At 68.6% G+C, this 13,788-nt stretch carries 14 protein-coding genes; 6 read left to right on the forward strand and 8 right to left on the reverse strand.

Annotation, left to right across the window (positions count from 1 at the left end):
* The first annotated feature begins 4 nt into the window (after positions 1–4).
* The 5 genes from JL106_RS01355 to JL106_RS21415 are packed head-to-tail and all read left to right on the forward strand — an operon-like array spanning position 5 to position 3,646.
* Complete coding sequence (locus JL106_RS01355) at positions 5–1,288, forward strand: CaiB/BaiF CoA transferase family protein (protein WP_236006532.1); 1,284 nt, start codon at positions 5–7, stop codon at positions 1,286–1,288.
* Between the two features lie 32 nt (positions 1,289–1,320).
* On the forward strand, positions 1,321–2,499 hold the full coding sequence (locus JL106_RS01360; RefSeq protein ID WP_205258884.1) for a CaiB/BaiF CoA transferase family protein: 1,179 nt from the start codon (positions 1,321–1,323) through the stop codon (positions 2,497–2,499).
* Positions 2,500–2,512: 13 nt separating this feature from the next.
* Positions 2,513–3,034, forward strand: a complete 522-nt coding sequence (locus JL106_RS01365) for an FAS1-like dehydratase domain-containing protein (RefSeq protein ID WP_205258885.1) — start codon at positions 2,513–2,515, stop codon at positions 3,032–3,034.
* Positions 3,035–3,042: 8 nt separating this feature from the next.
* Complete coding sequence (locus tag JL106_RS01370; protein ID WP_205258886.1) at positions 3,043–3,540, forward strand: hotdog family protein; 498 nt, start codon at positions 3,043–3,045, stop codon at positions 3,538–3,540.
* Positions 3,515–3,646 carry a hypothetical protein gene (locus JL106_RS21415; RefSeq protein WP_268927915.1) on the forward strand — a complete coding sequence of 44 codons (132 nt, stop codon included), beginning with the start codon at positions 3,515–3,517 and terminating at the stop codon, positions 3,644–3,646. The genes JL106_RS01370 and JL106_RS21415 overlap by 26 nt, the downstream gene beginning before the upstream one ends.
* A gap of 450 nt (positions 3,647–4,096) precedes the next feature.
* Here JL106_RS21415 and aroQ read toward each other — a convergent pair whose 3' ends face one another.
* A complete protein-coding gene (gene aroQ, locus JL106_RS01375) occupies positions 4,097–4,738 on the reverse strand; it encodes a gamma subclass chorismate mutase AroQ (RefSeq protein ID WP_205258887.1) in 642 nt (213 codons plus the stop codon).
* 1,204 nt (positions 4,739–5,942) lie between these two features.
* Between aroQ and JL106_RS01380 the strand changes: the two genes are divergently transcribed.
* Positions 5,943–6,611, forward strand: a complete 669-nt coding sequence (locus tag JL106_RS01380; RefSeq protein ID WP_205258888.1) for a hypothetical protein — start codon at positions 5,943–5,945, stop codon at positions 6,609–6,611.
* 406 nt (positions 6,612–7,017) lie between these two features.
* On the opposite strand, the gene JL106_RS01385 is transcribed toward JL106_RS01380, so the two are convergent.
* The 7 genes from JL106_RS01385 to JL106_RS01415 all read right to left on the reverse strand — a co-directional run bounded on the left by JL106_RS01385 (position 7,018) and on the right by JL106_RS01415 (position 13,769).
* Positions 7,018–7,329 (reverse strand): hypothetical protein, encoded by a 312-nt coding sequence (locus JL106_RS01385; RefSeq protein ID WP_205258889.1) that lies wholly within the window; start codon positions 7,327–7,329, stop codon positions 7,018–7,020.
* A gap of 331 nt (positions 7,330–7,660) precedes the next feature.
* Complete coding sequence (gene groL / locus JL106_RS01390; protein ID WP_205258890.1) at positions 7,661–9,310, reverse strand: chaperonin GroEL; 1,650 nt, start codon at positions 9,308–9,310, stop codon at positions 7,661–7,663.
* A gap of 110 nt (positions 9,311–9,420) precedes the next feature.
* Positions 9,421–10,446, reverse strand: a complete 1,026-nt coding sequence (locus JL106_RS01395; RefSeq protein ID WP_205258891.1) for an NAD(P)-dependent alcohol dehydrogenase — start codon at positions 10,444–10,446, stop codon at positions 9,421–9,423.
* Entirely contained in the window at positions 10,443–11,180 is a 738-nt protein-coding gene (locus JL106_RS01400) for a metal-sulfur cluster assembly factor (protein ID WP_205258892.1), read from the reverse strand. The genes JL106_RS01395 and JL106_RS01400 overlap by 4 nt, the downstream gene beginning before the upstream one ends.
* Positions 11,177–12,217: an amidohydrolase family protein gene (locus tag JL106_RS01405; RefSeq protein WP_205258893.1), complete on the reverse strand. Its 1,041-nt coding sequence runs from the start codon at positions 12,215–12,217 to the stop codon at positions 11,177–11,179. The genes JL106_RS01400 and JL106_RS01405 overlap by 4 nt, the downstream gene beginning before the upstream one ends.
* Positions 12,218–12,324: 107 nt before the next feature.
* Positions 12,325–12,666 carry a propane 2-monooxygenase effector subunit MimD gene (gene mimD / locus JL106_RS01410; RefSeq protein WP_205258894.1) on the reverse strand — a complete coding sequence of 114 codons (342 nt, stop codon included), beginning with the start codon at positions 12,664–12,666 and terminating at the stop codon, positions 12,325–12,327.
* On the reverse strand, positions 12,663–13,769 hold the full coding sequence (locus tag JL106_RS01415) for an aromatic/alkene monooxygenase hydroxylase subunit beta (protein WP_205258895.1): 1,107 nt from the start codon (positions 13,767–13,769) through the stop codon (positions 12,663–12,665). The genes mimD and JL106_RS01415 overlap by 4 nt, the downstream gene beginning before the upstream one ends.
* Positions 13,770–13,788 lie beyond the last annotated feature (19 nt).

Here is a 13,788-nt window from a genome sequence, read left to right on the forward strand (position 1 = left end):
CGAGATGCTGGAGCCGGCGGGTGGCACGCCACCGCCGACGTCCCGACGCACGGATCTGCCGCTGTCCGGGATCCGGGTCCTCGACCTGACCATGGTGTGGGCTGGCCCCTTCACCACCAAGCAGCTCGCTGACATGGGCGCCGAGGTGATCAAGGTCGAGGGACCCGGCCGGACCGACCTGGTGCGGAGCCTGACCGTCCCGGACCAGAGCGTCGACCGGCCGTGGGACACCAGCCGCTACTTCCACGAGTACAACCGGAACAAGATGGGCGTCGCCATCGACGTCCGTCAGGACGCCGGCAAGAAGCTGCTGCTGCAGCTGGCCGCGATCAGCGACGTGCTGATCGACAACTTCCGCCCCGGCGTGCTGGATCGACTCGGCCTGGCGTGGGACGTGCTGCACGCGGAGAACCCACGGCTGATCCAGGTCTCGCTGCCGGGCTACTCCGACGTCCCGCCGGAGCGCGGGCTCCCCGGCTACGGGCCCAACGTCGAGCAGATGGGCGGGCTGGCCCATCTCAACGGCTACCACGACGGCCCGCCGCAGAAGTCGGGCATCTCCTACGGCGATCCGGTGGCCGGGCTGGGCGGTGCTGCCGCGGTGCTGACCGCGCTGGCGCAGCGGGACCGGACGGGCGTCGGCATGCAGATCGAGGTGGGGCAGCGCAACATCCTCATCGGACTCATCGGTGACGCCCTGGTCGGCCATCAGCTCGGGTCGGCGCCCGTCCGGATGGGCAACCGCAGCGCCACGGTCGCACCCCAGGGGGTCTATCCGACCCGGGGTCCGGACGGCAGCGACGCGGACTCCGCCGACGCCTGGGTGGCGGTGACCGTGGCCAGCGACAGCCAGTGGCAAGCGACGTGCGCCCTGATCGAACGCTCCGATCTGGCCGGGTTGACCACGGACGACCGGCTGGACCGGCACGACGAGCTGGACGCGGCGATCGCGGCATGGTCGCGACGACGCACGGCCGCGGAGGCGGCCGACGCGTTGCAGGCGGCCGGTGTGCCAGCAGGTCCCGTTCTCGGACCGGACGCGCTCGCCGAGGACGAGCATCTGATCGAACGTGGCTTCTTCGTCGAGGTTCCGCACCCTCATCTCGGGGTCACCCGCCTGACCGCACCGACCTGGGACTTCGACGGACTCGACATCGAGTTGACCCGGGCGCCCGGGCTCGGCGAGCACAACATCCACGTCCTGCGCGAGTTGCTGGGCTACAGCGACGACGACATCGCCGCCCTCCACGCGGCCGGTGTGGTCGCCGTGCGCCCGGCCGGCCGATGAGCGCGCCGACCCCGTCCCCTTCAGGAGCAGCAGTGAACAACGGGCCACTTCAGGGGATCTCCGTGGTCGAGGTCGGCTCCGGGCCCGCGATCGCGTTGGCCGCCCGGATGATGGCCGGGTACGGGGCCGATGTGGTCAAGGTCGAGCCGCCGACCGGTGACCCGAGCCGACGGGTCGGGCCGTTCCCGCCCGGCGCCCGGGACACGGAGACGAGCGCGGCGTTCCTCTACTTGCACGGCGGGAAGCGTTCAGTCGTGATCGATCTCGTCAGGACGGATGGGCGCGACCGGCTGCGGTCGCTGATCGACGGTGCCGATGTCGTGCTGGTCGATGTGCCGGACGCCGACCGGACCCGGCTCGGCGTCGACCGTTCGTGGTGGAAGGCAGTGGCACCGGACGCCGTGGTCGTGTCGATGTCGCCGTACGGCGAGACCGGTCCGCGGTCCGGGTGGCTCACCAGCGACCTCGTGGCCTTCGCCACCGGCGGTCAGATGTCGCTGATGGGAGAACCGGATCGGGAGCCGTTGAAGAGCTACGGCAACCAGGCCGAGCTGCAGGCAGCGTTCCACGTCTACGGCGCAGCGCTGGCCGGGCTCCGGCTGCGGGACCGCACCGGCTCCGGGCAGTACGTCCGCATCGATGGGCAGCAGGTCCAGGCCAGTTCGATGGAGGCGCAGGGACCGATGGCCTACAACCGCGATCCGCTGCCGGTAGCGTTCACGAGCCGCTCGGGGAACGGATCCCGGGCGATCTGGAGCCAGTACGAGTGCGTGGACGGATACGTCGGGGTCTTCGTGAACGCGCCGAACCTGCCGGCGTTCTTCGCCGCCATCGGCCGACCGGAACTGCTGGAGCGGATGACCGACGCCGAGTTCGTCGGATCCGAGCTCGGTCCGATCGTCGCCCAGTGGTGCGCGGAGCGGACGATGCAGCAGGTCTTCGACGCTGCGCTGGAGTTCGGCGCGCCGTTCTCCTACGTTGCCACGCCCGAGGTGCTGCTCGCCTCGGACACGGTCGCCGCCACGGGCATCTGGCGCCACGTCGATCATCCGGTGGCGGGTCGCTTCCGGGTGCCGGGTCCGCCGGTGCGGTCGGCGGAGCTGGCCTTCGAGCTGGCACCGGCGCCGCTGCTCGGTGAGCACACCGCGGACGTGCTGCGGCCGACGACGACGCCGGCGGTGACCGGACGACCAGTGTCCGACAGCGAGTGAGAGCAGGAGCGACGTGGACGAAGCAACGAGCTGGATCACCGAGGAGATGCGTGGCCTGATCGGCCGGCCGTTCAACCAGGCGCGGTCGTATCCGGTGTCGGCCTCGGACATCCGGAAGTGGGCCATCGCGGTGTACTACCCGGACCCGCCCCCGGCGCACTACTACGACGAGGACGCCGCCGGGACCGGCGTGCACGGCGGGATCGTGGCGCCGGAGGACTTCAATCCGTTCGCCTGGCTCAGCGCCGAGCCGGGGATGGCCGCCCGCCGCGGCACGTTCGACCCCGATTGGCTCGAGCACCGGTTCGGCATCGCCGGCCCGGGTCTGGCGACGAACCTCAACGCGGGGCTGAACACCACCTACGGGCCGCGGATCCGACCGGGCGACGTCATCTCGTCGAAGTCCCAGGTCGTCTCCTACGCGGAGAAGCAGGGCCGGATGGGTCGCATGCTGATCACCGTGATCCGCACGGTGTGGATCAACCAGGACGGCACCACCGTGAAGACCGTCGACCAGACCGCGATCCGCTACTGAGGGGCACCATGACCGAGACACCGACCTCCGCGTCCGCTGCGACCCCCTCGGAATTCGCGGTCGGACACGAGTTCCCGGCGTTCGAGCGGGAATCCGGCTTCGCCCACTGGAACCGCTACGCGGCGGTGAACGACGAGTTCATCGGCATCCACATGGACGACGACGAAGGCCGTGCGGCGGGGTACCCGGCGGCGTTCGGCATGGGCAACCTCACGTGGGCATACTTCCACATCGCCCTGCACCGCTGGCTGGGGGACGACTGCCGCATCGTGTCGCTGTCGACCCAGTTCCGCGGTGCGGTGGTGCGCGGCACCCGGGTGATGGTGCGGGGCACCGTCACCGGCACCCGGACCGAGGGCGCCGAGGAGCTCGTCGAGGTGACCCTGCGGGCCGAGGACGCCGACGGGCGGACCCTGGCGCCTGCGGCAGCGGTGGTGGCCGTCCCGACCGGCGACGCCAGCACCGGGCGGGAGACCCCCGATGGAACCGCCGCCGGTCACGCGTAGGCCGCCCAACCCGGCGATCGACAAGGCCGCGCTCATCCTGGCCGTCCTCGCCGAGACCGGTGGAACGATCACCTTCGGCGAGCTGGTCGGAGCCGGCCCGCAATAGCGTTCCACAACATCTGCTCCGCACCCAGCTGGTCGATCGGACCGCCGACGGCAGGTACGAGCTCGGGATCCGACTGGTGGAGCTCAGCCGCCGTCGGATCGCGTCCATGCACCCCCTCCATGCCTTCCAGCGGAGTGTGCCGGTCGATGGACCCCCCGGAGGACACCGTCGTGCTGTCCGTGCTCAACGGCAGCGAGGTTGGTCCACGTGTCCTTGGTCGACGGGAACGGGACCGCGCTTGGAATGGCATGTCTCGGCTCGCCGATCTTCGCCGCCGGTCAGGACCCCGCGGTCGGGCGGTCGCGGTGGGCGTCGTCACGAGTACGGCGCGGTGGTCCGACGACGCTGTCAGCACCGCGCTGGGCTCACTGGCGGCCGGGGTGACGCGGGAGCTCGGCGGCCGGCGACCCGGTCGATGGTGAGCGTCTCGGCCGACCGCTCACCGGGGCCTCAGTCGCAGAGCGAGGCGACGGCGGTCGGCAGTGCCGCCGCCACTTCGGCCGACATCGCCGGTGTTGCCGTCTGCGCGTCGTCGACCGCCGCGGCACAGCCGGCGTCGTCGCGGAAGGCCTGCAGCGTCGCCAGCGCGGGCACGAGCTCGGTCGTGATCCGGTCGAGCACGGGTCGCACCTCGGTGGCCAGGTCGGGCGCCGTCGTGGGCGCGGCGGAGGGCTCGGCCGCCCAGCCGTCCAGGAGTGCCTGCTGCACCTCCTTGCTCGCCGTGATCTGGTCGGCGAACACCGCGGTGACGTAGGCGACGTCGGCGCCGGCGTCCGTGGCGGCCGAGGCCGCTGCGTCGATCACGACCTGCTCGCGCACCGCGTCGGTGACCGGCTGGCCGCTGAACAGCTTGGACGCCGCCACCTGCGGTGCGGTCTCGAGCCGCTCGATGACGAGGGCGATCACCGCGTCGGCCGCCCCGTCGACGGCTCCGTCGGGCGCAGCGACCGGCAGTGCTGATGGCGACGGAGCCGCCTCCGCGGTCGCCGGCGCCGGCGCGGTGCGTGCCGGGGCCGCGCAGCCGGCCACCGAGAGCCCTCCGGCCAGGGTGATCGCGAGCGGCGCGACGAGACGGCGGCGGGAGGCTGGCATGGCCGGAGCGTAGGGCGGTACGGGTTCCGGCCCTGTCAAGATCCGGACCGAGCCAGGACTCGGCGATGTCGAGCAGTCTTGCCTCGACCGCTCGGGATCGACCGTCGGCCGCGGTCCTCACGGTGGGGGCGGGGGAGACCGCGATCCGGGACGTCGCCACCGCCGCCGGCTTCAATCGGGCGACGGTCGAACGCGCCCCCAATTCTCGATGGTGATTCGTCACATGACGAAAGCGGCTGAGGCCGTACGGGTCCAGACGAGACGACGATGGCGGGCACCGGACTTCGGGTTGGGTTGGTGTGGCCGTTCGTGCAGCCGAATCAACGCCAGGATCCCGCACGCGACGACAACGCCGTCAGACCAGCTACGTGCGACGTCCGGCGTGGTGGAAGCACGGCGCGGAACGAACGACGGTGCCCGACGCCCGACGAACACGCACGCACGCCGGGCGGAGTTGTCCGGTGTGGGTCTGATTGCCGGGATTCGTCATGAGGGCAGTCCGTGAAACCTCAGGACTGGCGCCACCACCCTTTTCCCACAGCGCCGATAAGATACATTATGTCAGGTTCTAGTCTGACCGGCGTAAGTCGTAGACCTGCACCGTTCCACGGGACCTGCCCCGGATGCACACAGGACCGACTGCTCCCGGGCCCACCCGAAACGCCCGACGGGCCACACTGCGCCGACTGCGCCGGCATCGACGTCGACTTCCGTTGCCTCCGATGCGGCTGCGAAGGCGAGCCCTACCGCGGCGGCGTGTGCGCTCGGTGCGTCCTGCGCGACGACCTCGCCGTCCTGCTGCTCACTCCCGGCAGTCCGCCCGCTCTTGGCCGGCTGGTCGATGCCCTCGCCGCGGCCGAACGCCCGGAAAGCATCCCGACCTGAAAACCCTCACCCACCGTGCACAGCTGCTCAGCGACCTCGGCGCCGGGCGAATCCCGTTGACCCACGCCGGCTTCGACGAGCTGGCCAGCGGCGCCCGCAGCGTCGAGCACCTACGGCCGCTGCTGGTCCACTGGGGCGCTGCCAGCCCGAGACCCGCACCTGGCCGCCTTCGCACGCCGCCAAGCAGGAGATCACCGAGACCATCAAGTTCCTCACCTGGCTGGACGCCACGCACGACCGGGACGCGGCCACCTGCACGCAGCAGGACGTCGACGAATGGCTCGCCACCGGGCCGTCCACCCGCACCGCGATCCGGACATTGTTCGTCGTCGCCCGCATGACGCGGGTGAACCAGAACGTGCGCATCGGGCACCGTGTGGCCAGGACGACACCGCCGATCACGCAGGACCAGCGGATCGCCTGGATCGGCGAACTGCTCACCGGCACCAGCGACACGCTCCCCTACCGCGTCGCCGGCACCCTGCTCCTGCTGTTCGCGCAGCCACTGGTCCGCGTCGCGGCGCTGCGCACCGAGGCCTTGATCGACACGCCCAACGGCCTGCACATCAGCCTCGGCCGGGAACCCGCACCCGTCCCCGACCTGTTCGCCGAGCTTCTGCGTGAACACCCGGAGCATCGACCGAACCTGCGCACGGGAACCGGCCGGGACAGCCCGTGGCTGTTCCCCGGCACTACCGCCGGACAGCACCTGCACCCGGGCACGATCATGACCCGACTCCGCGACCTCGGCATCGACCTGCGTGGCACCCGCAACAGGGCCATCACCGAACTCGTCCTGCAGGCCCCGCCACCGCTGGTCGCCGACGCACTCGGCTACAGCTACCAAGTCACCTACAACACGCCGAACGAGGCGGCCAACCTGGGGCTCGCTACGCCGGTCGGCGATGATTCGACGTATCCAGGCGGACTCGCACGGCCCTACGATCCGCGTGACCACCACCGACGTCCTCGCCGAGTCGGAGTCTGATCCCGGACTGGAAATCTCGCCTCGATCGCCGTCAAGTCGGCTATCACCGCGGGCAAGAACGTCTGATCGTAACGCTCGATCGAGAACCGCAGCTCGTTGCCATTTCCGGGTCGATCGTTCACGAGTCCGGTCACGTCCAACCGCCCTGATCCGTCACCGCGGGTGGCCGCCGACCGGATTCGGTCGTCGACATCGGCGGCCTTCGGTGCGTCGAGCCCCTTCAGCAGGGCAGACTGGTCCAGGGCCATCGTGCGCTGTGTCCTTCGTGGTCTCGCTGACCATCACACGATGGCCCTTCCACGTGATCACCCACGCGGCCGTGACCTTGACTGACACCACGCGGCGGCACGTCACCGGGGTGGGAGCCGGTGCGCTGGTCCCAGCAGCCCGCGCAGATCTGACGGAGTCAGTGCTCGGCATCCAACCCCTTGTCGACCCCACGAGCGATCTCCACACCCGAGGCCGATCGCGAGATCTCCGTCCACCCACGGGTCTGGGGGTTGTCTCCGTAGAAGCATGCCTCGTGTCCAGTGGCGATGTCAGCCCGATCGGTCGGCGGCCTGGTGACGATGTTCCCCGTCTGGATGTGGAGATCGGTTCCGCACTGCGATCTGGCCCGAGTACTGACGACGGCGTGGTCGGGGTACTCGATGACCGGGTCATTGACGGCGTCCCAGACCTCCCCGCCGGGGCCGGGATGAACGATCGCCTTCACCAAGGCACCTCCTGGTACGAGCGGGTCTGTGCTCTCAACCGAGACCGACAACCAGCCGGACGAGCGGCGTGAACAGATCGTTCGGATGTCACCGAGCAGGAGAGCTTCGGGTCCGGGTGCGTCCACGGGCCCACCAACAGCCCGATCCGGGTCCCGTGGAGCCACCAAGACCACGGAGCTGCGACGCGGTGCCAGAACGGCTCCGTCCCACGCCAGGCCCGTCGGACTCCACCCCAGGGGTCCTGCGCCCACCCGAGGGACGCCGTTCCAGGGTGGGCGCAGGAGCTGAAGGGTCTGGGGTGATCGCTCGTCCGAGCGGCCCCCGCGACCACAGTCAGTAGATGTTCGACGGACGCACCATTCCTTCGGCCAGGTCCCCGAAGCCGGGGGCGATGATCGCCCCGGGATTGCCGATGATCTCCTCGACGATCGCCGTCTCGGTGGTGATCAGCAGTGCCGCGATGCTCGCGGCGCTCTCCAGGGCGGCCCGGGTGACCTTGAGCGGGTCGAGAACGCCGGCCTCCCGGAGATCGCGGTAACCGCCGGCGAGCGCATCGAACCCGCTGTCGATCGGCAGTGATGGGACCCGCGCCAGCACTTCATCCCCATCGTGGCCGGCGTTGATCGCGATCCACCGGAGCGGCTCACCGAGCGAGGCCCGGACGACGTCATAGCCGATCACTTCGTCCCCGGCCAGATCGACGTTGGAGACCACCTCGCGTGCGTGGGCCAGGGCCGCCCCACCGCCGGGCACCACGCCCTCCTCCAGGGCAGCTCGGGCGGCAGCGAGCGAGTCCTCCACGCGCAGCATGCGGTCCTTGAGTTCGACGCTGGTCGCGCCGCCCACATTCACCACGGCGACGGTTCCCGACAGTCGGGCCGCACGCAGTTTCAGGTTGTCCTGGTCGTGCTCGATGCGGGCCCGCTCCAGCTGTGCGTTGATCTGGGCGATCCGGGCCCGGACGAGCGCGGGGTCGCCGTGGCCGCCGACGACGGTCGTGTTGCCCTCGGTGATGGTGATCCGGTCGCACGAACCCAGGTGGTCGGCCGTGACCTCGCCGAACTGGAGTCCGGAGTCCTTCGCCACGACCGCGCCCCCGAGTGCGACCGCGAGGTCCTCGAGTTCGGCGATGCGCCGGTGTCCGAAGCCCGGTGCGCGCACCACGACCGACCGGAACGTGCCGTGCATGTTGCCGCCGGTGAGCAGTTGGAGCGCCGGGCCCTCGACGTCCTCGGCGAGGATGACCAGTGGACGGCTGGACCGTTGGCAGATCTCGACGATGGGCATGAGCTGCTGGACGGAGTCGATCTTCTGGTTGGTCAGCAGGACCGAAGGGTTCTCGTGGACCGACTCCATCCGCTCACGATCGGTGACCATGTAGGGCGAGATGAAGCCGTGGTCGAACTCCATGCCGTCGACGACATCGACGGACAAGCCGTAGGTGTCCGACTCCTCGACGGTGACGACGCCGGAGCGGCCGACGCGGGTCAGCGCCTCGGCGATGACCTCACCGATGGTCTCGTCGTCGTTGGCGGCGAGTGTGGCGATGTGCTCAAGATCGGCCTGGCTGGCGACGTCGGCACTCCACCCCTTGAGCACGTCGACGACGCGGACGACGGTCTTCTCGATCCCACGACGCACCCGCATGGGGTTGGCTCCGGCGTCGACGGCCTTGAGGCCCTCCCGGACCATCGCCTGGGCGAGCACGGTGGCGGTCGTCGTTCCGTCGCCGACGACCCCATTGGTCTTCATGGCCACCTCCTTCACCAGTTGCGCACCCATGTTGGCGAACGGTTCACGCAACTGAATCTCGCGGGCGATGGTGACGCCGTCGCTGGTGATGGTGGGCGGTCCGGTCAGCTTTTCCAGCACGGCGTTGCGGCCCTTCGGCCCCAGTGTCACGCGGACCGCGTCCGCAAGGGCGTTCACCCCGGCTTCGAGCAGTCGTCGGGCATCGGTGTTGTAGCGCAGTTCCTTGGCCATGGCGTCCTCATCGGTGGTGTGCGGGGTGGGGCGGGCGGACGAGGACGCGTCGTCCGGTGTGCGTTGGCACCGGTGCGCCTCGTCGTCGAGTCGCGGTGTGGGCCGATCCGTCAGGGCACGAGGATCGCCCGACCGCGGATCTTCCCGGCCCCCAGGTCGTCGAGGGCCTGTTGGAAGTCGGCGAGCTTGTACTGCACGGTGTGCAAGGTGACCTTGCCCTGAGCCGCCAGGGCCATCAGGTCCTGCAGGTCGGTGTAACTGCCGACCAGGTTGCCGACGACGTTGATCTCGGTCGAGATGACGTCGATGGTCGGGATGTCGATGTTCTCGCCGTAGCCGATGACGTAGAAGGTCCCGGCGTTGCGCAGCATCGCAACGCCATCGGCAGTGGCCCCGCCCTCACCGACGAAGTCGAGCACGGCTGCGGCGCCACGGCCTCCGGTCAGCGTGCGCACGGCGTCGACGTGCGAGCCGTCCGCGACCACGGTGTGATCGGCACCGACCTCCCGAGCGAGTGCAAGCGCTTCGGGATTGCGATCGACGACCACGAGGGTCGCCGAGGACATCGCCTTCATGCACTGGATGCCGATGTGGCCGAGACCGCCGGCGCCGATGATCACGCAGAACTCACCCGGTCTGAGGACCCGGGCGGCCTTCGCGCACGCGTGCTGCGCCGTCAGTCCCGCGTCGGCGAGGGCGGCGACATCGGCTGGTTCGAGCGAGTCGTCGAGCTTGACGCAGCTCCGTGCACTGGTCCGCAGGTACTCGGCATATCCACCGTCGGTGTTGATCCCCGGGAACTGGTTGTTCTCACAGTGCACGTCGTCCCCGAGACGGCAGGCCCGGCACAGACCGCAGGTCATCAGCGGGTGGACGATCACCTTGTCGCCCACCGCGACGTTGGTGACCGCGTCGCCGACCGCGTGGACCCAACCCGCGTTCTCGTGACCAATCGTGTACGGCAGGACGACGCCGCTCTTCTCGGTCCACTGGCCCTCGAGGATGTGCAGGTCCGTCCGGCAGACGCCGGCTGCTCCGACGCGAACGATCACGTCGAGCGGACCGGAGATGACCGGCTCGTCGACATCCCTCAGTTCCATGTCCTGGTGGTAGGCGAGCACCTGCACCGCCTTCACGTCGACCTCCGGGTGTTTGTCACCTGGCGGACGAGCCCGTGCGGATCGGAATCCTCGTACCGGGTCGCCAACAACCCACGACAGAAGTGGGCGTTGCCGTCGATCGAGATCCGCACCGACTTGGCGAACCGGAGCCGCAGCGGGATCTCAGCGAAGGGGACGGCGGTGCCGGTGTCGTCGACCAGGACCCGGTCGGAACCGCAGGATCTGAGCCCGATGTCCCGACGCCGACGGATGAGCGCCTCGGTCGACGGCGAAGCCGGCAGGTCTGCCAGTGTCAACCAGCCGAGCTCTTCGAGCGTCCAGGCGGAGCTCCGCAGCAGTCGTTCGACGCTGCGTTCCATCGCCGCCGTGTGAGCCTTACGCAGGAAGGTGAGGCGCAGCTGGTCGAGGCTGTCCGCCGCTTCCCCGCCGAAGGTGCCCCGGTAGCCGGCATCGGCGGCCAGGCCCGCATTGATCTTGTCGGAGTCGTGGTGGTCGTCGAGCCGTACCGTCACCTCGCCGATCGCGGGGACGCCCCGCAGCGCGTCCAGCGCATCGGAGGCCATGAGGTACGCGAAGTTCGGGGCGCAGAACGAACTGGGCAGCCGCAGGTGGACCTCGATGCCGTCGTCGTCGATCCGCACCGACCGGACGAAGCCCAGGTCGGTGATCGGTTCGTCGAGCTCTGGGTCCGCGACCGTCCCGAGTGCGTCCCACACCGCGGCTCCCAGGGGCGTGGACATGGTCGTCATGACGCCAACGCCTCCTGCGCGCCGGCGGCCACCTCGAGACCCGGCTCGCCGTCATCGGCGATCCGCAGCTCCTCGGGAACGTCGAGGCCGTACATCCTGGCCGCGTTCAGACCGAGGATCTTGCGCTTGGCCGTCGTGGTGAGAGGGGCGTACTCGGTCATGTCCTGCGGGATCTGGAAGTCGACGAACTTCTCGATCAGCCACCGCGGTGTCCAGAGCGCATAGTCGCTCGAGAACTGGATCTTGTCCTCGCCGATCCAGTACAGCAGTTCGCCGATGATCTGCGCGAAGTACCGGGGTCGGGTGTGGATGAAGGGTATCGCCACCGCCAGACCGGCATGGACGTTCGACTCTTGGGTCGCGATCCAGCAGAAGTCCTCCAGGCGAGGCAGACCACAGTGCTCGACGACGAAGTTCAGTCCCTGGAAGTCGGTGGCCACCGCATCGACATCGGCCACGTCGAACGCGTCCCGGTCCAGCGGGAGGATCGTCGGGCCCTTGTGGATGTGGATGTTCGTGATCCCGAGCTCCTGACAGACCTCGAGGTACTTGTAGGTCCACCTGTCGGTCAACTTGTACCCGCGCGAGTCGCCGTGCCACTCCGCGGTGTACAACTTGACGCCCTTGAGCCCGAACCGCTCGGCGTCACGCCTGAGCTGATCCAGCCCGGCCTGCTCGTACCGGGGATCGAAGTTGTGGTTGTACGTCAACTTGCCCGGGTTCGCCTGGGTCAGCGCCCACGCCTCCTCGGTCTGACCGAATCCGGTGTTGTAGAACTCACCGAGTCGAGCCGGCTGGAAGATCGCGTGATCGACGTAGCCGTCCACGAAGACGTCCTTCATCAGGCGTTCGCCGCCATAGTAGGTATACAGATCGTAGTCCCAGAGCTCTTCGGCCGGGCTCAGGTTCTTGTGGTAGTCGTAGAAGCAATCGATGAACTGCTTGCCGTGGACGTTCCGCTGGTTGGACTCGCGGGCGTCCCAGAGCGCGATGTGGGCATCGACGACGTAGTACCTCTGACCATCTTTCTCGTACATGGCGTCCTCACTTCGTTGTTCTGGACCTGAAGAGCTCTCGTGCTGTCGGAGCGCCGACCGGCTGGTGCCTGCCACCTCCGGACCGGTGGCAGACACCAGCCGCGATGTCAGACGCTCTCGAGGTCAAACCCGATGTACTTCTTGGCGTCCTCGGGCGAGGCGAACAGCAGGGTGCGGTCGTCGAGGTGCACCATCCGCCCGTAGTGGGTCGAGGAGATCTCCTCCAACGTCGACCCGTCGAAGTCCTCGCCGAGGACGTTGGTGAGCTCCTCGTAGTCGAAGTCGAGCAGCTTCACCCCGTCCACCCGGATCATCGACGGATATTCCACGAGTTCGACGCCGTCCTTGCCGCCCATGACCTCGGCGACCACCCGACCGACGGGAGTGTTCATCAGGGTGACGCCGCACATGTTGGAGAACGACGCCTCAGACCCGAACTGCATGCTCATCGGTCCAGCTCCTTCGGTGTGTCGAGCCCGATCTCATCGAGCAACTGGCGGAACTTCTCCTGCGCCGCGTCGAACGATGTGGCGAAGGTGATGGTCTTCTCAGCCGGCTGGCTCCAGATGGGCTGAAGAGCCCGCGCGGCGGCGATCGCCTTCGGTACCCAGGTCGCCAGCCAGCCCTCGAAGAGCACCTTGTTGGCGGCGCCGTGCTGCTCGTCACGGGTGAGCATCTTGAACAGGGCCCGGCTGCCGGCAAGGTCCCGGGCGTAGTCGTTCTCGCCCGTCCCCACGATGGTCGGGGTGACGTAGTCGCCGTTCCTGGCGGCGATCTGCATGACCAGCTCGCTGCGGAACAGCTGTCCGACCAGCTGCTCGAGCACGATGCTGGTGGCGAAAACCTGCTCGCCCCAGTCGTGCACCGCAGTGATCTCCTCGACCAGCTGCCGGGTGGGCTGCCACTCGGGGGCGTTCTGCCACACGTCCTTGTGCACGCTGCCGTCGAACGCGATGTCCGCCTCGGAGAGATCGAGGTTGAACAACGCCAGATCCTGCGCGAAGCGCATCTTGTGTGCGGCCGCGACGCACAGCGAAGTGTTGATCATGTTCGTCGGACCCTGCCGGTTCGCAGGGGTGAACACGTGCAGCGCGAGACCGTTCTCCACGTGCATCCAGGCGCCGAGGTTGCGCGCGATGAACGTGCTCCAGGTCGGCGTCCAGTGCGAGTAGGCCCGCGCACGCTTGGCGTTGTCCAGGCACAGACTCACCTGGCGCACCACGGCAGCATTGTTCCGGTAGATCGTCTGCTCCCATTCCTCGTTGGGATCAAGGAATGCGTGCCAGTTCGTCGAGACGGCCTTGGTCCACTCGACCGGGTAGCCCCCCGGTCCGTCACCGAAGCCGTAGAGCCAGCCCTGTGTCAGATGGCGGTCGGGGTCGGGCTGCACGTCGACTGTGACGTCCTCGTACATCGTCGACCTGAGCTTGGCCGGCTTGTAGTAGCTGTAGGTTCGGCTCTTCGAGCTGGGGAACTCCTTGGCGCCGGCCTCGGAGTCGGTGAACTCGATCTTGGGAAAGCTGCGCGTCTTCGGGACGGTGGTGTCAACCATGTCAACCCCGTTGTTGTGT

This window comes from Nakamurella leprariae, from assembly GCF_016918035.1.
GTDB lineage: Bacteria > Actinomycetota > Actinomycetes > Mycobacteriales > Nakamurellaceae > Nakamurella > Nakamurella leprariae.

What these genes read in the sequence shown, in the direction of transcription:
- groL (WP_205258890.1), bottom strand. Translation starts at nt 9,310, where the DNA reads ATGGCCAAGGAACTGCGCTACAACACCGATGCCCGACGACTGCTCGAA.
- JL106_RS01400 (WP_205258892.1), bottom strand. Translation starts at nt 11,180, where the DNA reads ATGACGACCATGTCCACGCCCCTGGGAGCCGCGGTGTGGGACGCACTC.
- JL106_RS01370 (WP_205258886.1), top strand. Translation starts at nt 3,043, where the DNA reads ATGACCGAGACACCGACCTCCGCGTCCGCTGCGACCCCCTCGGAATTC.
- aroQ (WP_205258887.1), bottom strand. Translation starts at nt 4,738, where the DNA reads ATGCCAGCCTCCCGCCGCCGTCTCGTCGCGCCGCTCGCGATCACCCTG.
- JL106_RS21415 (WP_268927915.1), top strand. Translation starts at nt 3,515, where the DNA reads ATGGAACCGCCGCCGGTCACGCGTAGGCCGCCCAACCCGGCGATCGAC.
- JL106_RS01405 (WP_205258893.1), bottom strand. Translation starts at nt 12,217, where the DNA reads ATGTACGAGAAAGATGGTCAGAGGTACTACGTCGTCGATGCCCACATC.
- JL106_RS01355 (WP_236006532.1), top strand. Translation starts at nt 5, where the DNA reads ATGCTGGAGCCGGCGGGTGGCACGCCACCGCCGACGTCCCGACGCACG.
- mimD (WP_205258894.1), bottom strand. Translation starts at nt 12,666, where the DNA reads ATGAGCATGCAGTTCGGGTCTGAGGCGTCGTTCTCCAACATGTGCGGC.
- JL106_RS01415 (WP_205258895.1), bottom strand. Translation starts at nt 13,769, where the DNA reads ATGGTTGACACCACCGTCCCGAAGACGCGCAGCTTTCCCAAGATCGAG.